This window comes from Pseudothauera hydrothermalis, assembly GCF_003345255.1.
GTDB classification, from domain to species: domain Bacteria; phylum Pseudomonadota; class Gammaproteobacteria; order Burkholderiales; family Rhodocyclaceae; genus Pseudothauera; species Pseudothauera hydrothermalis.
In genome coordinates, this window is sequence record NZ_CP029331.1 from 121,928 (window position 1) to 141,794 (window position 19,867).

Annotated in this window: 16 protein-coding genes; all 16 read left to right on the top strand. The window is 64.0% G+C overall.

Annotated elements, in window-relative coordinates; all coding sequences use genetic code 11:
- Positions 1 to 18: 18 nt before the first annotated feature.
- Complete coding sequence (locus DIE29_RS00550; RefSeq protein ID WP_114648897.1) at positions 19 to 717, top strand: TetR/AcrR family transcriptional regulator; 699 nt, start codon at positions 19 to 21, stop codon at positions 715 to 717.
- Between the two features lie 83 nt (positions 718 to 800).
- Entirely contained in the window at positions 801 to 3,302 is a 2,502-nt protein-coding gene (locus DIE29_RS00555; RefSeq protein WP_114648898.1) for an acyl-CoA dehydrogenase, read from the top strand.
- Complete coding sequence (locus tag DIE29_RS00560; protein ID WP_114648899.1) at positions 3,299 to 4,585, top strand: acetyl-CoA C-acetyltransferase; 1,287 nt, start codon at positions 3,299 to 3,301, stop codon at positions 4,583 to 4,585. Before DIE29_RS00555 ends, DIE29_RS00560 begins: the two co-directional genes overlap by 4 nt.
- Before the next feature lie 143 nt (positions 4,586 to 4,728).
- Entirely contained in the window at positions 4,729 to 5,673 is a 945-nt protein-coding gene (locus DIE29_RS00565; protein WP_114648900.1) for a DegV family protein, read from the top strand.
- Between the two features lie 32 nt (positions 5,674 to 5,705).
- Positions 5,706 to 7,673 carry a 3-hydroxyacyl-CoA dehydrogenase NAD-binding domain-containing protein gene (locus tag DIE29_RS00570; protein ID WP_114648901.1) on the top strand — a complete coding sequence of 656 codons (1,968 nt, stop codon included), beginning with the start codon at positions 5,706 to 5,708 and terminating at the stop codon, positions 7,671 to 7,673.
- Positions 7,674 to 7,706: 33 nt separating this feature from the next.
- A complete protein-coding gene (locus tag DIE29_RS00575) occupies positions 7,707 to 8,114 on the top strand; it encodes an acyl-CoA thioesterase (RefSeq protein ID WP_102040550.1) in 408 nt (135 codons plus the stop codon).
- Between the two features lie 73 nt (positions 8,115 to 8,187).
- Positions 8,188 to 9,477 (top strand): OmpP1/FadL family transporter, encoded by a 1,290-nt coding sequence (locus tag DIE29_RS00580; protein WP_114648902.1) that lies wholly within the window; start codon positions 8,188 to 8,190, stop codon positions 9,475 to 9,477.
- A gap of 64 nt (positions 9,478 to 9,541) precedes the next feature.
- Positions 9,542 to 11,923: a 3-hydroxyacyl-CoA dehydrogenase/enoyl-CoA hydratase family protein gene (locus DIE29_RS00585; RefSeq protein ID WP_102040552.1), complete on the top strand. Its 2,382-nt coding sequence runs from the start codon at positions 9,542 to 9,544 to the stop codon at positions 11,921 to 11,923.
- Positions 11,924 to 11,952: 29 nt separating this feature from the next.
- Positions 11,953 to 13,152: an acetyl-CoA C-acyltransferase gene (locus DIE29_RS00590; RefSeq protein ID WP_102040553.1), complete on the top strand. Its 1,200-nt coding sequence runs from the start codon at positions 11,953 to 11,955 to the stop codon at positions 13,150 to 13,152.
- Positions 13,153 to 13,159: 7 nt separating this feature from the next.
- Positions 13,160 to 13,672, top strand: coding sequence for a PaaI family thioesterase (locus DIE29_RS00595; protein WP_102040554.1), 513 nt, complete (start codon positions 13,160 to 13,162; stop codon positions 13,670 to 13,672).
- Positions 13,673 to 13,898: 226 nt separating this feature from the next.
- Complete coding sequence (locus tag DIE29_RS00600; protein ID WP_102040555.1) at positions 13,899 to 15,236, top strand: Na(+)-translocating NADH-quinone reductase subunit A; 1,338 nt, start codon at positions 13,899 to 13,901, stop codon at positions 15,234 to 15,236.
- 3 nt (positions 15,237 to 15,239) lie between these two features.
- The gene (locus DIE29_RS00605; protein WP_102040556.1) at positions 15,240 to 16,454 is read left to right on the top strand and encodes an NADH:ubiquinone reductase (Na(+)-transporting) subunit B; all 1,215 of its coding nucleotides are present in this window, start codon (positions 15,240 to 15,242) and stop codon (positions 16,452 to 16,454) included.
- On the top strand, positions 16,444 to 17,235 hold the full coding sequence (locus DIE29_RS00610) for a Na(+)-translocating NADH-quinone reductase subunit C (protein WP_114648903.1): 792 nt from the start codon (positions 16,444 to 16,446) through the stop codon (positions 17,233 to 17,235). The genes DIE29_RS00605 and DIE29_RS00610 overlap by 11 nt, the downstream gene beginning before the upstream one ends.
- 2 nt (positions 17,236 to 17,237) lie before the next feature.
- The gene (locus tag DIE29_RS00615; protein WP_102040558.1) at positions 17,238 to 17,906 is read left to right on the top strand and encodes an NADH:ubiquinone reductase (Na(+)-transporting) subunit D; all 669 of its coding nucleotides are present in this window, start codon (positions 17,238 to 17,240) and stop codon (positions 17,904 to 17,906) included.
- 1 nt (position 17,907) lies between these two features.
- Positions 17,908 to 18,516, top strand: a complete 609-nt coding sequence (gene nqrE, locus DIE29_RS00620; protein WP_102040559.1) for an NADH:ubiquinone reductase (Na(+)-transporting) subunit E — start codon at positions 17,908 to 17,910, stop codon at positions 18,514 to 18,516.
- A 15-nt stretch (positions 18,517 to 18,531) separates the two neighbouring features.
- Positions 18,532 to 19,755 carry an NADH:ubiquinone reductase (Na(+)-transporting) subunit F gene (gene nqrF, locus DIE29_RS00625; protein ID WP_102040560.1) on the top strand — a complete coding sequence of 408 codons (1,224 nt, stop codon included), beginning with the start codon at positions 18,532 to 18,534 and terminating at the stop codon, positions 19,753 to 19,755.
- The last annotated feature ends 112 nt before the right edge of the window (positions 19,756 to 19,867 follow it).

The window sequence follows — 19,867 nt, forward strand, 5'->3', positions numbered from 1 at the left end:
CAAATCGAAGGTCATGCAATGAACACACCGAGCTATCGCCATCCGCCTGAGACGCGCAGCCGCATCCTGGATGCGGCCGAGGTGCTGTTCATGGAGCATGGCTTCGAAGCCACTTCGATGCGCATGATCACCAGTATGGCGGGGGTCAATCTGGCCGCGGTGAACTACCACTTCGGCAGCAAGGACGCGCTGATTCAGGAAGTGTTCCGCCGCCGCCTGACCGAACTCAACCGTCAGCGCCTAGCGGTGCTCGATCGCCTCGAAGCCGAAGCCGGCGGCGCGCCGCTCAAACCCAGCCGCATCGTCGAGGCGTTTTTCGGCACCGCGCTGGCGCTGGCGGCCGATACCGAGCACGGTGGCCATACCTTCATGCGGCTGTTGGGCCGCACTTACACCGAACCCAGCGCTTTTGTGCGCCAGTTTCTTGCCGAGGAATACGCCGAAGTGCTGGAACGTTTTCTCGGTGCGCTGTACCGCTCGCTGCCGGATGTGCCGCGCGAGGAGATCCTGTGGCGCTTCCATTTCATGATGGGGGCGATGTCCTACGCGATTGCCGGCACCGATGCGTTGCAGCTTTTTGCCGGCAAATTCGACGATGCCGACCCGGCGCGTCTGATGCCCCGGCTGATGTCTTTTCTGTTGGGCGGACTGCGCGCCCCGCTGCCCGATTTTGCCGCGCTGGAGCGGTTGCCGCGCGGTGGGCGGGAGGCGGCATGACGCGTTTTTTGGTGGTTCCCATCGTTTGAACTGCCGGCGGACTGCGGCGCCAAGATCGCAGCCCCGGGTAGAAGGAGACAGCAATGATCTGGTGGTTCATCGGTTCCCTCCCTCCCTTGGCAGGTGCGCTCGCCTTCGGGCGAGCGCCATTTTTTGCCTGGGCGGGTGTCGGTCTGGCCTGGTTGGCCGGTCTATGCTGGGCGGCTGGGTTTGCGCCGCTCACCACCGCGGTCGTGATTGGCCTGTGGGTGGCTTTCTCGGCGCTGTTCTTGATCCGTCCGCTGCGTCGCAGCCTGGTCAGCGCGCCAATTTTCCGTGCCTTCCGGGCCGCCTTGCCCTCGATGTCGCAAACCGAAAAAGATGCGCTGGAAGCCGGCACGGTATGGTGGGAAGGCGAATTGTTCGCCGGCCGGCCGGACTGGAACAAACTGCTCGCTTATCCCTGGCCCAAGCTCACCGCCGAAGAACAGGCATTTTTGGACAACGAAACCGAAGAGCTGTGCCGGCTGACCGACGACTGGGACAGCACGCAAAAGCAGGACCTGCCGCCGCATGTCTGGCAATACATCAAGGACAAGGGCTTCTTGGGCATGATCATCCCCAAGGAGTATGGCGGCAAAGGGTTTTCGGCCTTTGCTCACTCCCAGGTGGTCACCAAGCTGTCGACCCGTTCGTCGGCGCCGGCGGTCACCGTGATGGTGCCCAATTCCCTGGGGCCGGCCGAGCTGTTGCTGCACTACGGCACCCCGGAACAGAAGCAGTACTACCTGCCGCGCCTGGCCCGTGGCGAGGAGATTCCCGCGTTTGCGCTCACCAGTCCTTGGGCTGGTTCGGACGCGGCCTCGATTCCGGACGCTGGCGTGGTTTGCAAGGGCGTCTGGCAGGGGCGCGAAGTGCTTGGCATGCGGGTGACCTTCGACAAACGCTACATCACCCTGGCGCCGGTGTGCACCGTGTTCGGCCTGGCCTTCCGGCTGTACGACCCGGATGGGCTGTTGGGCAACAAAAAGGACCTGGGTATCACCTGCGCTTTGGTGCCGCATGATCATCCGGGGGTGGACATCGGCCGTCGCCACCTGCCGCTCAATGCGGTGTGGATGAATGGCCCGGTGCGCGGCACCGACGTATTCATGCCGCTGGACTTCATCATCGGTGGCCCCAAGATGGCCGGTCAGGGCTGGCGCATGCTCATGGAGTGCTTGGCGGCCGGGCGCAGTATCTCGCTGCCGGGCTCCAACACCGGTATGCAAAAGCTCACCGCGCGCGCGGTCGGCGCCTATGCGCGGGTCCGTTACCAGTTCAAGACCGCCATTGGCCGTTTCGAAGGGGTGGAGGAGGCGCTCACCCGTATCGGCGCCAATACCTATCTGTGCGATTCGGCGCGCATCCTCACCGCGGGGGCGATCGATCTGGGCGAGAAGCCTTCGGTGGTGTCGGCCATCGTCAAATACCATGTCACCGAGCGCGCCCGCCAGACGGTCAACGACGGCATGGATGTGATCGGCGGCAAAGGCATCTGCCTGGGACCGCAGAACTTCCTCGGTCGCGCCTACCAGCAGATTCCGGTGGGCATTACCGTGGAAGGCGCCAACATCCTCACCCGCAGCCTGATCCTTTTCGGGCAAGGGGCAATCCGTTGCCATCCCTATGTGCTCGATGAGATGCACGCGGCGCAGCGCAATGATCTTGCCGCCTTTGACGAAGCTTTCTGGGGACACATCGGCTATACCGTGTCCAGCGCGGTGCGGGCGCTGGTGATGGGCCTGACCGGCTCGCACTTTGTCCGCGTGCCGGCCGACGTGGCGCCGGAAACCCGCCGCTACTACCAGCAGCTCACCCGTTTTTCCGCGGCTTTTGCCTTCCTGGCCGACATCTCCATGGGCACCATGGGCGGTGCGCTCAAGCGTAAGGAAAAGCTCTCCGCCCGACTGGGCGACATCCTGTCGCTGATGTATTTGGCCAGCGCCACGCTGCGTCGTTATGAGGCCGAAGGCCGCCAGGCGGCCGACGCGCCGCTGATGCACTGGGCGATCTGGGACTGCATGTTCCGCATGCAAAACGCTTTTGAAGGGGTGATCGCCAACTTCCCCAACCGTTTCTTCGCCATGATCCTGCGCCGGCTGGTGGTGTTTCCGCTCGGCCGCCCTTATGTGGTGCCCTCGGACCGTTTGGGTCATCAGGTTGCCAGTTTGCTGATCGAGCCCTCTGCGACCCGGGATCGCCTGACTGCAGATGTCTATCTGCCCTCCGACATCGAGGAACCGATTGGCGCCTTGGAAGCCGCGCTGGCCGCCACCATCGAGGCCGAGCCGATCGAAGCGAAACTGAAAAAGGCGCAAAAAGACGGCCGCTTCCAACCCGGATTGCTGGTCAGCGGCAAGGTGGACGAGGTATGGGTCAAGGCGCGCGAAGCCGGCGTGATCAGCGCCGACGAGTACGCCGTGATCGAGCGTCGCAATCGTCTGCGCGACAAGGTCATCCGGGTCGATGATTTCCCCTACGATTTCGGCCTGCGCGCCGCGCTTGCCGAACTGCCAGAGGCGATCGCCAACCGCCCCGCCGCAGTGGAGAAGGTGGCGGCATGAACCGCCCGGTGTACATCGTCGATGGCGCACGCACGCCTTTCCTGAAGGCGAAAAACGCCCCCGGGCCGTTCGCCGCGTCGGATCTGGCCACTGCCGCGGGCAGCGCACTGCTTGCCCGCCAGCGTTTCGCCCCGGATCAGCTCGACGAGGTCATCCTGGGCTGCGCCAGCCCTTCGCCGGACGAGGTCAACATCGGCCGCGTGGTGGCGCTGCGCATGGGCTGCGGGCAGAAGGTGCCGGGGTGGACGGTGATGCGCAACTGCGCCTCTGGCATGCAGGCGCTCGATGCCGCAATGGTCAACATCCAGGCCGGGCGCTCGCATTTGGTGCTGGCCGGCGGCGTCGATGCGCTGTCACGCGCGCCGCTGCTGTTTTCGGACGCCATGGTGCGCTGGCTGTCGGGCTGGTATGCCGCCAAGACGAGCGGGCAAAAACTTGCGGCCTTGCGGCAGTTCAAGCTGGGTTATCTGGCGCCGGTTATCGGCATCATGAAAGGGCTGACCGACCCCATCGTGGGCCAACTGATGGGACAGACCGCGGAAAACCTCGCCCACCGCTTCCAGATCACCCGCGAAGAGATGGACGCCTATGCGCTGGAGAGCCACCGGCGTGTGGTTGCCGCGCAAGACGATGGCCGCTTCGATGAGCAGATCGTGCCCTTGATCGACCGCGACGGCACGGTGTATCGCATCGACGACGGCGTGCGCCGCGATGCCTCGATGGCCGCTCTGGCCAAGCTCAAACCGTTCTTCGACCGTCGATACGGCCGGGTCACCGCCGGCAACAGTTCGCAGATCACCGATGGCGCGGCCTGGCTGGTGCTGGCCTCCGAAGAGGCGGTCGAGCGCTATGGCCTCGCGCCGCTCGGGCGCATCGTCGACAGCCAATGGGCCGGATTGGACCCTGCGCAAATGGGTCTGGGGCCTGTACATGCCGCGGTGCCGATCATGCAGCGCCACGATCTCACCCCCAACGCGCTCGATGCCTGGGAGATCAACGAAGCATTTGCCGCCCAGGTCATTGCCTGCCAGCGCGCGCTGGCCGATATCGACTACTGCCGCAATGAATTGGGGCTGTCCGGTGCGCTCGGCGCAATCGACGCCGAGCGGCTCAACGCTGACGGCGGCGCGGTGGCCCTGGGGCATCCGGTGGGCGCAAGCGGCGCGCGTATCGTGCTGCACGTGCTTGCCCGCTTGCGTCGTTCGGGCGGCGCGCGCGGCATGGCGTCGATCTGCATCGGCGGCGGCCAGGGCGGGGCGATGCTGATCGAGCGCTGCGGCTGAGTGCAAGACAAAACGGGTGAACAACCCGATGGTTACGGCTGTACCCGACCTTGGGCGGGCCCCCTGCACCCCGGACGGGGTCGGGTACGGACGTAAACCGACCCAACACGAATAGATCGCCTCAGGCGACGACGTGAGGAGACATGGAGATCGGATTGGTAGTGGATGCAGCCTGCGACCTGCCGCCCGCTTTTATGGCCGAGCGCGGCGTCGAAGTGCTGCCGATAGGCATTCGTCTTGGAGAGCGCTATGTGCAAGACGTGCGCGACCCGGAACAGACCGCGGCGTTTTATCGTGAGCGCCTGGACCGGCGCACTGAACTGCATGCGCAGTCACAGGCATTGGAACCCGAGCAGATCGAGGCCACCTTGCTGGCGCGCTGGGCGAGCCGCTATGACCATTTGGTGTGTATGACCATCACCTCGGCACGCAGCCCGATCTACGCCCACACCACGCGCGCGGTACTGGCCGCGGGCACCCGCGCGCGCGATCAGCGCCGGGCCGAAGGTTTGCCGCTGCGCTGGGGGGCGACGGTCATCAACAGCCGCTCGATGTTTGCCGGACAGGCGGTACTGGCCTGGGAGGCGGTGCGCCTGCGCGAGGCGGGCGCACCGCTTACCGAACTGGAGCTTCGGCTGCGGTCGCTGGCCGACAGCATTCACGCTTACCTGGTGACCGACGACCTTTATTTCGTGCTGCATCGCGCGGCGCGCAAGGGCGACCGCAGCGTGAACTGGGCGAGCTACGCACTGGGCAATCTGCTCGACGTAAAACCCATTTTGCATTGCCACCGCGATAATACCGGGCCGGTGGCCAAGGCGCGCGGTTTCGAGGCCGGCGTGCGCCGGGTGTTCGACAACGTGCTGGCCGAGGCCCGGCGTGGCTTGGACGTGCCCTGTGTGTGCATAAGTTATGCCGGCGCGCTGGACCGCCTCGAACAGATGGCCGGGTTCGCGGCCCTCCGTGCCGAACTGGAGGCGGCCGGCCACACCGTGCTGGTCAGTCAGATGAGCACCACTGGGGCGGTCAATGTGGGCGTAGGCAGTCTGTGCGTGGCCTTTGCCGCTCTGCAGCACCGTTTCTCATGATTGCGGCAGACCGCTGCCGCCGGAGCAGAAAGATGAGCGTGAGCTACAAACACTGGCGTATCGAGCGTGACGCGCAAGGACTGGCCTGGCTGTGGTTTGACCGCGCCGAGGCCGCCACCAATACTTTGTCGGCCGAAGCGCTCGACGAGCTGGCGCGGGTGCTGAGCGCTTTCGAGGCCGCGCCGCCTGCAGGGTTGATCATTGCTTCAGCCAAGCCCGCCGGCTTCATCGCCGGTGCCGACATTCATGAATTTACCGCGCTGGACAAGCCCGAGGCGGCGCGCACCTTGATCGAGCGTGGTTGGCGTACCTTCAACCAGCTTGCCGCGGCGCGCTATCCGACGCTTGCGCTGGTACGCGGCCACTGCCTGGGCGGCGGGCTGGAGCTGGCGCTCGCCTGCCGCTACCGCATCGTAGTGGACGAGCCTTCCACCCGCTTGGCGCTGCCCGAGGTGATGTTGGGCATCGTGCCCGGCTGGGGCGGCATGAAACGTCTGCCCGAACTGGTCGGTCCGGCTGCGGCGCTCGACCTGATGCTCACCGGCAAGGGCGTGGATGCCAAGCGCGCGCAGCGTCTGGGCCTGGCCGACGAATGCGTGCCGCCGCGGGTGATGGAAAACGCCGCGCGCATGCTGGTGCTCTCGCGCCGTCCGCGCCGCCGCCTGCCGTGGACGCAGCGCCTGCTCAACGGTCCGCTGAAGGCGGTGGTGGCGGGCCAAGCTCGAAAACAAGCCGCGACCCGCGCGCGTCGGCAGCACTACCCGGCACCGTTTGCGATCATCGACATCTGGGCGCGCCACGGTGGCAATGCGCTTGCCGCCGAACGCGAGATGGCCACGATTTTCGGCTCACCCACCGCCAAGAACCTGGTGCGGGTGTTCTTCCTGCAGGAGCGCCTGAAGGGATTTGGCAAGGACAGCGACTTTGTCCCGCGCCGGGTGCATGTGGTCGGCGCCGGCGTCATGGGCGGCGATATCGCCGCCTGGTGCGCGCTGCGCGGTATGACGGTGACGCTGCAGGACCAGTCGGTGGAGCGCATCGCCCCGGCCATCGCGCGTGCCAACAAGCTGTACGAGAAGAAACATCGGGGCGACAAGCGCCAGGTGCGCTTCACGCTGGACCGCCTGATTCCTGACCCGCAGGGTCACGGTGTGGCGCACGCCGATTTGATCATCGAAGCCATCTTTGAGAACCTCGACGCTAAGCAGGCACTATTCCGCGATCTCGAATCGCGCGCCAAGCCCGATGCGGTACTGGCCACCAATACCTCCAGCCTGCGTCTGGAAGACATTGCCAGCGCGCTCGAACGGCCCGAGCGTCTAGTCGGCATCCATTTCTTCAATCCGGTGGCGATGATGCCGTTGGTCGAGGTGGTTGCCGGTGCGCACTCGGATGCCGATGCGGTCAAACGCGCAGCGGCCTTCGTGCGCGCCATCGACAAGCTGCCGCTGCCGGTCAAGTCCGCGCCTGGCTTTCTGGTCAACGCGGTACTTGGTCCCTACATGCTGGAGGCCCTGCGCTGTGTCGAGGAAGGCATCGCGCCCGAGACGGTGGATGAGGCGCTGCTGGCCTTTGGCATGCCGATGGGGCCGATCGAGCTGGTCGACACCGTCGGGCTGGACATCGCGGTGGCGGCCGGCAAGGCGCTGGCAGGCGATGAGGCCGCGCAGGCGCCACGCAAACTACTCGAACTGGTTGCCGCGGGCCATTTGGGCAAGAAAACCGGGCAGGGTTATTACCGCTGGGCTGAGGGCAAAGTGCAAAAGGGCCGTCCGGCAGCGGTCCCCGACGGGCTGGCCGAGCGCGTCCTGACCCCGCTGTTTGCGGCCGTGCAGCGCTGTGTGCAGAGCAAGGTGGTGGCCGATGCCGATTTGGCCGATGCTGGCGTGATCTTCGGTACCGGCTTTGCGCCTTTTACCGGCGGACCGCTGAATTTTCTGCGCCAAGGTGGATTCGGCCGCGCTGATGCCGCTGTAGCCTTGCAGGCGGTCCGCGCGTAGAGCCGGTTAGCCGATCAGTGTGGAGTTCGCATCATGAGCGATTTGTCTGCAACCGTCGTTGAACTGCCCGCAGGCAAACAGCCTGCGCTGCGGGTGATGCCGATGCCGGCCGATCTCAATCCGGCCGGCGATGTGTTTGGCGGCTGGATCATGGCCATGGTGGATATCGCTGGGGCGATTCCTGCGCGCCGTCGCGCCAAGAGCAGGGTGGCCACCATCGCGGTGAATTCTTTTTTGTTCAAGCAGCCGGTGTCGGTAGGCGACCTGGTCAGCTTCTATGCCGACGTAGTGTCGGTGGGGCGCACCTCGGTGACCGTGGATGTAGAGGTTTATGCCGAGCGCGACCCGGAAAACCCGGTGGTGGTCAAGGTCACCGAGGCCACGCTGACCTATGTGGCGCTGGACGACAAAGGCCGCAAGCGGCCGATTCCCGCCGAATGAGGCAGATTGTCGCAAGCAATGTTGTTCGCAGGGGCGGGCGTTGCCGCCCATCAATACCAAAGGAGGAGACTCGATGAAACTCAAGAAGCTGGCCGTTTGGATTCCGCTTGCGATGAGCGGGGCGTTCGTTTCGGGGCAAACCCTGGCAGCGGGTTTTGCGTTGCAAAACCAGAACGGCGCAGGTACGGGCTACGCCTATGCGGGCGCGGCGGCAGTGGCCGAGGATGCCTCGACCATTTTCTTCAATCCGGCCGGGATGACCTATCTGGCCGAAGGGCATCACCTGTCCGGCGCACTGACCGCACTGAACCGCTCGCTGAAGTTCGATGATGGCGGCACCAACGCGCTGCGGGTGGCCGCGCCGCCGGTGCCGGCCTATCCGCTGGGCGGCGATGGCGGACAGGCGGGCGGCACCGCGCCGGTGCCGGCGGTATTCTGGGCCATGTCGGTGAGCCCGGCGCTGCGCATCGGTGTAGGGGTGTCGCCCACCTTCGGTAATGTCACCGAGTGGGATGACGATTTCATCGGTCGCTATCAGGGCAATTACTCCGAGATCAAGGCGATCAACGTCAATCCGTCGATTGCCTGGAAGGTCAATGACCAGGTGTCGCTGGGTTTTGGCGTCAATATGGTCAAATTCGAGGCCGATCTGCGCGGCATGATTCCGGTCACCGCCGCCTTGCCGGCCACGGTGGATGTGGAAAACAAGCTATCCGGCGATGACACTGGCTATGGCTGGAATGCCGGGGCGATGTTCCAGGTGACGCCCACGACCCGCATCGGTCTGAGCTATCGCTCCAGTATCGATCTGAAAGTCACCGGCAAATCCGAGAACCCCGCCAGCTCCACTCCGGCCGAGGTCGAGATCGAACTGCCCGATACCGCCTCGCTCGCCTTGTCGCAAAAGATCGGCGATCGTCTCGAACTTTTGGCCGATTACACCTGGACCGGCTGGAGCTCGATTCCCTCTTTGCGGGTGATCAACCGTAACACCGGCGCGGTGCTGACCGACGAGCGGCTCGGCTTCAAGGACAGCCACCGTGTTGGCGTCGGCGCACAGTATCAATATACCGATGCGCTGCGTTTGCGCGCCGGCGTGGCCTATGACCAATCGCCGGTGCGCAATGCCAACGACCGCACCGTGCGCCTGCCGGACGCCGATCGTACCTGGCTGGCGCTGGGCCTGAACTACAAGTTCAACAAACAGACCTCGATGGACGTCGGCTACGCCTATCTGATCTTCGATGAAGCCAAGATCCGCCGTCAGACGGTGCTCGGTACCACGCCGACCGCGCAGGTGGTCGCCGGCAAATTCGACACCAAGGTGCATATTCTGTCCGTTCAACTCAACCACCATTTTTGACCCTCGTCAGTAGGGCCGGCGCCCGGGCTCACCGGGCGCCGCACCGCAGCAATAGGAGAGCAGCGTGAGCAATTTCATCATCCGTAAGGTCGCCGTGCTCGGTGCCGGTGTCATGGGCGCGCAGATTGCCGCCCATTGCGCCAACGCCGACGTGCCGGTAGTGCTATTCGATCTTCCCGCCAAAGACGGCGAACCGAATGCGATCGTCGATCGCGCCCTGGCCGGGCTGAAGAAGCTCGATCCGGCGCCGCTGGCCGCCAAGGACCGGCTCACCTTCATCGATGCGGCCAACTACGGCAGCGATCTGGCGCAACTGCGCGACTGCGACCTGATCATCGAGGCGATCGCCGAAAAGATGGAATGGAAGCTCGATCTTTATGCCAAGGTCGCGCCGTACATTCGTCCGGACGCAATCTTCGCTTCCAACACCTCCGGCCTGTCGATCAACGCACTGGCCGAAGGCATGCCGGCGGCGCTGCGCACACGTTTTTGCGGGATCCATTTCTTCAACCCGCCGCGCTACATGCCGCTGGTCGAACTGATCGCCACCCGCCAGACGGATGCGGCCATGCTGGACGCGCTGGAAACCTGGCTGACCAGCCGGCTCGGCAAGGGTATCGTGCGCGCCAAGGACACCCCCAACTTCGTCGCCAACCGTGTCGGGGTGTTTTCCATTCTGGCCGTCATGCACCACACCGCCCGCCTCGGGCTGGGTTTTGACGAGGTGGATGCGCTCACCGGGCCGCGCATCGGCCGTCCCAAGAGCGCCACTTACCGCACCGCCGATGTGGTTGGCCTGGACACGCTCGCGCATGTGGTCGGCACCATGCAGGCCACCCTGGCAGACGATCCTTGGCACGCGCATTTTGCCGTGCCTGCCTGGTTGCAGGCGCTGATTGCCAAAGGTGCGCTGGGGCAAAAGAGCCGCGCCGGTATTTACCGCAAAGAAGGCAAGCAGATCATGGTGCTTGATCTGGCCCGGCAGGACTACCGGCCCAGCGGCGCCGACGTGGCCCCTGAGGTGGATGAAATCCTCAAGCTGCGTGACCCGAAAGAAAAATTCGCCCGCCTGGCGGCTTGCCCGCATCCGCAGGCGCAGTTTTTGTGGTCCATCTTCCGCGACGTTTTCCACTACTGCGCGGTGCACTTGGGCGATATCGCCGACAACGCCCGCGACCTGGATCTGGCCATGCGCTGGGGCTTTGGCTGGGCGCAGGGGCCGTTCGAGACCTGGCAGGCGGCCGGTTGGCGCGAAGTGGCCGAGATGATCCGCGCAGACATCGAGCAGGGCCGCGCCATGGCCCAAGCGCCGCTACCGGCTTGGGTGTTCCAGCGCCAAGGCGTGCATGAGGCCGCCGGTTCCTACAGCGCTGCGGACGATGCGCTGAAGGCGCGCTCGGCGCTGCCTGTCTACCAGCGCCAGCTCTATCCCGAGCTGGTTTTGGGCGAGGCGCCGCGCGCCCGTGGCGACACGCTGTGGGAAAACGACGGCGTGCGCCTGTGGCTGCGTCCCGATCAGGACGCCCGTATCGGCATTCTGTCCTTCAAATCCAAGATGCACGCCATCGGCGACGAGGTGCTCGACGGCGTACTGGAAGCCTTGGCGCGTGCCGAGCGCGATCTGGATGGCGTGGTGCTGTGGCACGAAGCGCCCTTTGCCGTGGGCGCCAACCTGCAACAGGTGGCGGCCGCCTGCAAGGCCGGCCAGTTCGATCTGCTGGAAAAAACCGTGGCCAAGTTCCAGCAGGCGTCGATGGCCATCAAGCACGCCCAGGTGCCGGTGGTGGCAGCGGTGCAGGGCATGGCGCTGGGCGGCGGTTGCGAGTTTGCCATGCATGCGGCGCACCGGGTGATGGCGCTGGAGAGCTACGTCGGCTTGGTGGAAGCGGGCGTTGGCCTGATTCCGGCCGGCGGTGGCAGCAAGGAGTTTGCTTTGCAGGCCCACCGTCTGGCGCAGCGTGCCGCGGGCGGAGACGTCTTTCCCTACATCCAGACCGCTTTCCAGACCATCGCCATGGCCACCGTGGCCAAAAGCGCACTCGAAGCGGTGCAACTCGGCTTTGCCAAATCGTCCGATGACGTGCTGTTCAACGCCCATGAGCTCTTGTATGTGGCCATCCGGCGCGCGCGCGCGCTGGCCGAAGCCGGCTGGCGCGCGCCGCTGGTCGAACGTGCGGTGGTGGTGGCCGGGCGCAACGGCATTGCCACCTGCGAAATGATGCTGGCCAACATGCGTGAAGGCGGCTTTATTTCCGCCTATGACTACCGGGTGGCGCGTGCGGCGGCCATCGCGCTGTGCGGCGGCGAGGTCGACACCAACTCGCGGGTCAGCGAGGCATGGATTCTGGACGTGGAACGCGCGCAGTTCGTGGAACTGTTGAAGAACGAGCAGACCCAGCAACGCATCGTACACATGCTGGAGACCGGCAAACCGCTGCGCAACTAAAGCGCGCCGCCTGAAAGGAGACAACACAGATGAGCAAGCAAATTCAGGACGCCTACATCGTGGCTGCCACGCGCACGCCGGTGTCCAAGCGTAACGGCATGTTCCGCAATGTCCGCCCGGACGACATGCTGGCCCATGTACTGCGTGCGGTGGTCGACAAAGTGCCGGGGTTGGATGCCGGCGAGATCGGCGACGTGATCGTCGGTTGTGCCATGCCGGAAGCCGAACAGGGCATGAACGTGGCGCGTATCGGCCTGTTGCTGGCCGGCCTGCCGGATCGTGTGCCGGGCATTACCATCAACCGCTTCTGCGCTTCCGGCTTGCAGGCAGTGGCCGATGCGGCCAACCGCATCCGGCTCGGCGAAGCGGATGTGATGATTGCCGCCGGTACCGAGTCGATGAGTGTGATGCCGCAGATCATGGGCAATAAGGTCAGCCTCAACCCGGCGATCTTCGCCCGTGAGGAGAACATCGGCATTGCCTACGGCATGGGCCTGACCGCCGAGAAGGTGGCTGCCAAGTGGCAGGTGAGTCGTGAGGACCAGGACGCCTTTGCTCTGCAATCGCACCGCCGCGCTTGCGCAGCCATCGCCGACGGTCTTTTCCGTGCCGAAATCACCCCTTACACGGTGCGCACGCATCTACCGGGCGAAGGCGCAACGGTGCGGGTGGCCGAGCGCCTGTGCGAGAACGACGAAGGGCCGCGCGCCGACACGACCGCCGAAGGGCTGGCCAAGCTGCGCCCGGTGTTCGCCGCGCGCGGCTCGGTGACCGCGGGCAACAGCTCGCAAATGTCCGATGGCGCGGGCGCGGTGCTGTTGATGTCCGAGGCTGCACTCAAGCGCTACAACGCTACGCCGATTGCGCGCTTCAAGTCCTTCGCGGTGGCCGGGGTGCCGCCCGAAATCATGGGCATCGGCCCGGTGGAAGCCATCCCGCGCGCGCTGGCCGCCGCCGGCGTGAAGCTTGCCGATATCGGCTGGACCGAACTCAATGAAGCCTTCGCGGCGCAGGCGCTGGCGGTGATGCGCCAGCTCGACATGGACCCGGCGCGGGTCAATCCGCTCGGTGGCGCGATTGCCCTGGGCCATCCGCTGGGCGCCACCGGGGCGATCCGTACCGCCACATTGATGGCCGCCATGCAGCGCGACCCCGGTCTGCGTTACGGCATGATCAGCATGTGCATCGGCACCGGGATGGGGGCGGCCGGGGTGTTCGAGCGCGTCTGAGCCGTCCGTGCGTCCCAAGATATTGGATCGTGTGCCGCCGCGTTTCCGGGCGGCACTGCTGCGCCTGGGCTTCAACCTGTATCCCTCTTACCGGGCCACCGGCGGGCGGGTGATCCATGTGTCGCGCGATCTCACCACCATCCGGGTCATGCTGCGCCATTCCTGGCGTACCGTGAACCCGGCCGGCGCGCTGTTCGGCGGCGCCTTGTATGCCGCCGCCGATCCGATGTTCGCCATGTTGCTGGCCTTGCAGCTGGGCGACGAGGTCATCGTCTGGGACAAAGCCGGGCAGATCCGCTACCGCCGCCCCGGCCGCAGTCATTTGTTTGCCGACTTTCACGTCGATGCGGCCACCGTGGCCGAGGTACGGCGCGAGCTGGCCGAATTTGGCGAAACCGAGCGTACCTTCCGGGCCCATCTTTGTGACGGTCAGGGAAGGGTGCACGTGGAGCTGGAAAAAACCGTCTATTGCGCCACCAAGGCGCATTACCGGCAAAAGCTCGCCCGCCAATCGGACTGAACGGCCGATGATCGAGCCCAATGATCGGCGGCGCGCGCATCGGCCCGTTTTGCGGGCAAGGGTTTTTACGGGGTGGCGCCCCGTCCTGAGTCTTTTATAATCCACAGGTTTGTTCGTGCAGGGACGCCGTCGGTGTGCGCCGCCTTGGGGGGCGGCGACGCAAACGGCGCGGGCCGTCATTGGGGGCGGCCTTCCTTCGGTATCCACCTGTGATTGGGCTCGACGCATGATAAGAATCAAACGCGGACTGGACTTGCCCATCACCGGCGCACCCGCACAGCGCATCGAGCCCGCCCGGCCGGTGCGTAGCGTGGCGGTCATCGGCTTCGATTACCACGGTATGAAGCCTACGATGGCGGTGCAGGTCGGTGATCGGGTCAAGCTTGGCCAGGTCTTGTTTTCCGACAAAAAGACGCCCGGGGTGAGCTACACCGCACCGGCGGCCGGCGTGGTCAGTGCCATCCATCGTGGCGAGCGCCGCGTGCTGCAGTCGGTGGTCATCGATCTGGACGGCGACGAAGCGCTGACTTTTGCGCATTATTCGGATGCCGAAATCGAGACGCTGACCGACCAGCAGGTGCGTGACAACCTGCAACAGTCCGGGCTATGGACGGCGCTGCGCACCCGCCCGTACAGCAAAGTGCCGGCAATCGACGCCAAGCCTGCGTCCATTTTCGTGACCGCGGTCGACACGCACCCGCTGGCGGCCGATCCGGCGGTGATCGTTGCCGAATACCGCGAAGACTTCATCCGCGGACTGAAGGTGTTGGCGCGCATCGCCCCGCTGTTCGTCTGTGCCGGCGAGCGCGGCGACATTCCCGGCGAAGGGCTGCCCAAGGTGCGTTTCGAACGTTTTGCCGGTCCGCATCCGGCCGGTTTGCCGGGCACCCATATTCATTTCCTCGATCCGGTCGATGCCCACAAATTTGTCTGGCAGATCAATTATCAGGACGTGATTGCGGTGGGCAAGCTCTTTGCCACCGGCCAATTATGGACCGAGCGGATCGTGGCGCTGGGCGGCCCGGTGGTCGAGCGGCCGCGGCTGCTGCGTACCCGGCTGGGCGCCTGTCTGGATGAACTGACCGCGGGCGAGCTCAAGCCCGGCAAAAACCGGGTGATTTCCGGTTCGGTGTTCGGCGGACGCACCGCCCGCGGCGCGCTGGCCTATCTGGGGCGCTACCATCTCCAAGTGTCCTGCCTGCAAGAAGGCGACCAGCGCGAGTTCATGCACTATCTGCGCGCCGGGGTGAACAAGCATTCGGTGCTCAATATCTACATTTCCAAGCTTGCCAGCGGACGCTTGTTCGATTTCACCACCACTACCAACGGCAGTCCGCGCGCCATGGTGCCGGTCGGCAACTACGAGGAAGTGATGCCGTTGGACATTCTGCCCACCCAGTTGCTGCGTGCCATCATCGTCGGCGACACCGAGATGGCGCAAAAACTCGGTTGCCTGGAACTGGACGAGGAGGATCTGGCATTGTGCACCTACGTGTGCGCCGGCAAGTATGAATACGGCCCCATCCTGCGCGACAACCTGACCCGTATCGAGAAGGAGGGCTGATCGATGGGCGTGCGTGAATACCTCGACAGCATCGAGCATCACTTTGAAAAGGGCGGCAAATACGAGAAGTGGTACGCCCTGTATGAGGCGGTCGACACCTTTTTCTACCGCCCGGCCAGCGTGACCCGGACCACCGCGCATGTGCGCGACGGTCTGGATTTGAAGCGCATGATGATCACGGTGTGGCTGTGCACGTTTCCGGCCATGTTCTTCGGCATGTGGAACATCGGCTATCAGGCCAACAGCATCTATGCCGCCAACCCCGATCTACTGGCCGCCCAGGACAACTGGCGGCTGGCGCTGATCTCGGTGTTTGCCGGCTTCGACCCGGGCAGCTTGTGGGACAACATGATCCACGGCGCAGCCTACTTTTTGCCGGTCTATCTGGTCACGTTCGTGGTCGGCGGCTTCTGGGAGGTGCTCTTTGCCTCGGTGCGCAAGCATGAGGTCAATGAGGGCTTCTTTGTCACCTCGGTGCTGTTCGCGCTCACCTGTCCGCCCTCCATCCCCTTGTGGCAGGTGGCGCTGGGCATCAGCTTCGGCGTGGTGCTCGGCAAGGAAGTGTTCGGCGGCACCGGCAAGAACTTCCTCAACCCGGCGCTGACCGGCCGTGCTTTCCTGTTTTTCGCCTATCCGGCGCAGATGTCGGGCGATGCGGTGTGGACCGCGGTCGACGGTTATACCGGCGCTACCGCGCTGGGTCTGGGGGCGGCCGGCGGTATGGAAGCCATCGCCGCCGCCGGGCTGAGCTGGTGGGACGCTTTCCTTGGCAACATGCACGGCTCCATCGGCGAAACCAGCACGCTGGCCATTTTCATTGGCGGCGCATTTCTGTTGCTCACCAAGATCGCCTCCTGGCGCATCGTCACCGGCGTGATGCTGGGCATGATCGCCATGAGCACGCTGTTCAACCTCATCGGTTCGGACTCCAACCCGATGTTCGCCATGCCCTGGTACTGGCACATGGTGGTCGGCGGTTTTGCCTTCGGCATGATCTTCATGGCCACCGACCCGGTATCGGCGTCGATGACCAATACCGGCAAATGGATCTTTGGGGCACTGATCGGCGTTATGGTGGTCCTGATCCGTGTGGTGAACCCGGCCTTCCCCGAAGGGATGATGCTGGCGATCTTGTTCGCCAACCTGTGCGCGCCGCTGATCGACCATTTCGTGATTGCGGCCAATATCAAGCGGAGGCTTGCGCGCAATGTCCAGTAACAAGGAATCGACGGCCCGCACGCTGCTGGTGGCGCTTGCGGTCAGTCTCGTCAGTTCGGTCTTCGTGGCCGGAGCGGCGGTGTCGCTCAAACCCACCCAGATCGAAAACCGCCAGCTCGACAAACAGCGCAGCATCCTATCGATTGCCGGCTTGAGCCAGGGGCGGCTGTCCGCGCGCGAAACCAAGGCACTGTTTGCGCAACGGATCAAGGCGCGGGTGGTTGATCTGGACACCGGGGAATTTATCGACGCCTTCGATCCGCTCAGTTTCGATCCGCTCAAAGCCGCGCGCGACCCGTCCTTGTCCCAAGCGCTGCCGGGCGAGCGCGATATCGCCCTGATCAAGCGCCGTGAGCGCTACACCACGGTCTACATGGTGGAGCAGGACGGCCGGCTGGACACTTTGATCCTGCCGATTCGCGGCTATGGCTTGTGGTCGACGCTACATGGCTTCATGGCGCTCAAGGGCGATCTGAACACCGTGGTCGGCATCGGCTTTTATCAACATGCGGAAACGCCGGGCCTGGGCGGTGAAGTCGACAACCCGAACTGGAAGGCGCAGTGGGTGGGCAAATCGCTGTTCGACGACGCCGGGCGTTTGGCGATCGAGATCGTCAAAGGCGGCGTCGACCCGTCCAGCCTGCAAGCCAAGCACCAGGTCGATGCGCTGGCCGGCGCCACGCTGACCAGCAACGGCGTCAATCGTTTGCTGCACTTCTGGCTCGGCGAGCAAGGTTTCGGCCCTTTGCTCGCCAAACTGCGTAGCACTCAGGGGGTCTGAACATGTCCAAGCCCACGCCCAAGGAAGTCCTGCTCAATCCGGTCTTCAAGAACAACCCGATCGCCTTGCAGATCCTCGGTATCTGCTCGGCGCTTGCGGTCACCTCCAACCTGCAGACCGCGCTGGTGATGTCGATTGCGCTCACCCTGGTGACCGGCTTCTCCAACCTGTTCATTTCGCTGATCCGTGCGCAGATTCCCAGCTCGATCCGTATGATCGTGCAGATGGTGATCATCGCCTCGCTGGTGATCGTGGTCGATCAGGTGCTCAAGGCCTATGCCTACAGCCTGTCCAAGCAGTTGTCGGTGTTCGTCGGCCTGATCATCACCAACTGTATCGTCATGGGCCGCGCCGAAGCCTTTGCGATGCAAAATCCGCCCTGGCTGTCCTTCCTGGACGGCATCGGCAACGGCCTGGGCTACAGCACCATGCTGATTGCTTTGGGCATCGTCCGTGAGCTGTTCGGCGCCGGCAAGCTCTTCGGGGTGACCATTCTGCCGCTCACCAAGGACGGCGGCTGGTACCTGCCCAACGGACTGTTGCTGCTGCCGCCTTCGGCTTTCTTCCTGATCGGTCTGTTCATCTGGGCGCTGCGCACTTGGAAGAAGGAGCAGGTGGAAAAGCCGACCTTCAAGATGGCCCCGCAGGTCATCACCAAGGAGGTCTATTGAGATGGAGCATTACATCAGTCTGTTCGTGCGCGCGGTGTTCATCGAGAACATGGCGCTGTCCTTCTTCCTGGGGATGTGTACCTTCATCGCCATTTCCAAGAAGGTGGAAACGGCCATCGGCCTGGGGATTGCGGTGGTCGTGGTGCAGACCATCACCGTGCCGGCCAATAACCTGATCTACACCTGGCTGCTGCGCGATGGTGCGTTGGCCTGGGCGGGACTGCCGGAGGTCGATCTGTCTTTCCTTGGGCTGCTGTCCTATATCGGCGTGATTGCGGCCATCGTGCAGATCCTGGAGATGCTGCTCGACAAATACGTGCCCGCGCTCTACAACGCGCTGGGCGTGTTCCTGCCGTTGATCACGGTCAATTGCGCCATCATGGGCGGCACCTTGTTCATGGTCGAGCGTGATTACGGTTTGGGCGAGAGTGTGGTGTATGGTCTGGGTTCGGGTTTTTCCTGGGCGCTGGCCATTGCGCTGCTGGCCGGTATCCGCGAGAAGCTCAAATACAGTGATGTGCCCGAAGGGCTACAGGGCCTGGGCATCACCTTCATCACCATCGGGCTGATGTCGCTGGGCTTCATGTCCTTCTCCGGTGTGCAGCTGTAAGGATGAATTGAACGCATGAATACGGAAATCGTACTCGGCATCGGGATGTTTACCGCCATCGTGCTCGCGCTGGCGGTGTTCATCATCTTTGCCCGCTCCAAGCTGGTGGCCAGCGGCGATGTCACCATCGAAATCAATGGCGAGCACAAGCTCACCGTACCGGCGGGCGGCAAGCTTTTGCAGACGCTGGCCGGCAACGGCCTGTTTCTGCCGTCGGCCTGCGGTGGCGGCGGCACGTGCGCGCAGTGCAAGTGCATCATCAAAGAAGGCGGCGGCTCCATGCTGCCGACCGAGGAGTCGCACTTCACCCGGCGTGAAGCCCGCCAAGGCTGGCGCCTGTCCTGCCAGACCGCGGTCAAGCAGGATATGAAGATCGAGGTGCCGGAAGAAGTCTTCGGGGTGAAAAAGTGGGTGTGCACCGTGGAGTCCAACCCCAACGTGGCCACTTTCATCAAGGAACTCACCTTGCGCCTGCCCGAAGGCGAGCATGTCGATTTTCGCGCCGGTGGCTATGTGCAACTGGAATGCCCGCCGCATGTGGTCAAGTATGCGGATTTCGATATTCAGGACAAATTCCGCGGCGATTGGGACAAATTCAACATGTGGCGTTACGTCTCCAAGGTGGACGAGCCCACGATCCGCGCCTATTCGATGGCCAACTACCCGGAAGAAAAAGGCATCATCAAGTTCAATATCCGGGTGGCCTCGCCCCCGCCCGGACGCGACGACATTCCGCCCGGCAAGATGTCCTCTTGGGTGTTCAGCCTCAAGCCGGGCGACAAGGTCACGGTCTATGGCCCGTTCGGCGAGTTCTTCGCCCGCGACACTGACAACGAGATGGTGTTCATCGGGGGCGGCGCCGGTATGGCGCCCATGCGTTCGCACATCTTCGACCAGCTCAAGCGGCTGCGCAGCAAGCGCAAGATTTCCTTCTGGTATGGTGCGCGCTCGCTGCGGGAAGCGTTTTACGTCGAGGAGTTCGACAAGCTGCAGGCGGAAAACCCCAATTTCACCTGGCATCTGGCGCTTTCCGATCCGCTGCCGGAGGACAACTGGACCGGCTATACCGGTTTCATCCACAACGTGCTCTATGAGAACTACCTCAAAGACCATCCGGCGCCCGAAGACTGCGAGTTCTATATGTGCGGCCCCCCGATGATGAACGCCGCGGTGATCAAGATGCTGCTGGATCTCGGTGTCGAGCGCGAAAACATCATGCTCGACGATTTCGGCGGCTGAGCCAGTCGCCGGCTGCCTGACCCGACCCCCGGCCGGCGCCCGCCTTGCGCGCGCAGCGACCGGGGGTTTATGTTGTGGCTTTGTTCGCGGCAAGGCGCGCCCGCTCGAGCAA

Coding starts and splice junctions, on each gene's coding strand:
- DIE29_RS00550 (WP_114648897.1), top strand. CDS start 19: ATGAACACACCGAGCTATCGCCATCCGCCTGAGACGCGCAGCCGCATC.
- DIE29_RS00555 (WP_114648898.1), top strand. CDS start 801: ATGATCTGGTGGTTCATCGGTTCCCTCCCTCCCTTGGCAGGTGCGCTC.
- DIE29_RS00560 (WP_114648899.1), top strand. CDS start 3,299: ATGAACCGCCCGGTGTACATCGTCGATGGCGCACGCACGCCTTTCCTG.
- DIE29_RS00565 (WP_114648900.1), top strand. CDS start 4,729: ATGGAGATCGGATTGGTAGTGGATGCAGCCTGCGACCTGCCGCCCGCT.
- DIE29_RS00570 (WP_114648901.1), top strand. CDS start 5,706: ATGAGCGTGAGCTACAAACACTGGCGTATCGAGCGTGACGCGCAAGGA.
- DIE29_RS00575 (WP_102040550.1), top strand. CDS start 7,707: ATGAGCGATTTGTCTGCAACCGTCGTTGAACTGCCCGCAGGCAAACAG.
- DIE29_RS00580 (WP_114648902.1), top strand. CDS start 8,188: ATGAAACTCAAGAAGCTGGCCGTTTGGATTCCGCTTGCGATGAGCGGG.
- DIE29_RS00590 (WP_102040553.1), top strand. CDS start 11,953: ATGAGCAAGCAAATTCAGGACGCCTACATCGTGGCTGCCACGCGCACG.
- DIE29_RS00600 (WP_102040555.1), top strand. CDS start 13,899: ATGATAAGAATCAAACGCGGACTGGACTTGCCCATCACCGGCGCACCC.
- DIE29_RS00605 (WP_102040556.1), top strand. CDS start 15,240: ATGGGCGTGCGTGAATACCTCGACAGCATCGAGCATCACTTTGAAAAG.
- DIE29_RS00610 (WP_114648903.1), top strand. CDS start 16,444: ATGTCCAGTAACAAGGAATCGACGGCCCGCACGCTGCTGGTGGCGCTT.
- DIE29_RS00615 (WP_102040558.1), top strand. CDS start 17,238: ATGTCCAAGCCCACGCCCAAGGAAGTCCTGCTCAATCCGGTCTTCAAG.
- nqrE (WP_102040559.1), top strand. CDS start 17,908: ATGGAGCATTACATCAGTCTGTTCGTGCGCGCGGTGTTCATCGAGAAC.
- nqrF (WP_102040560.1), top strand. CDS start 18,532: ATGAATACGGAAATCGTACTCGGCATCGGGATGTTTACCGCCATCGTG.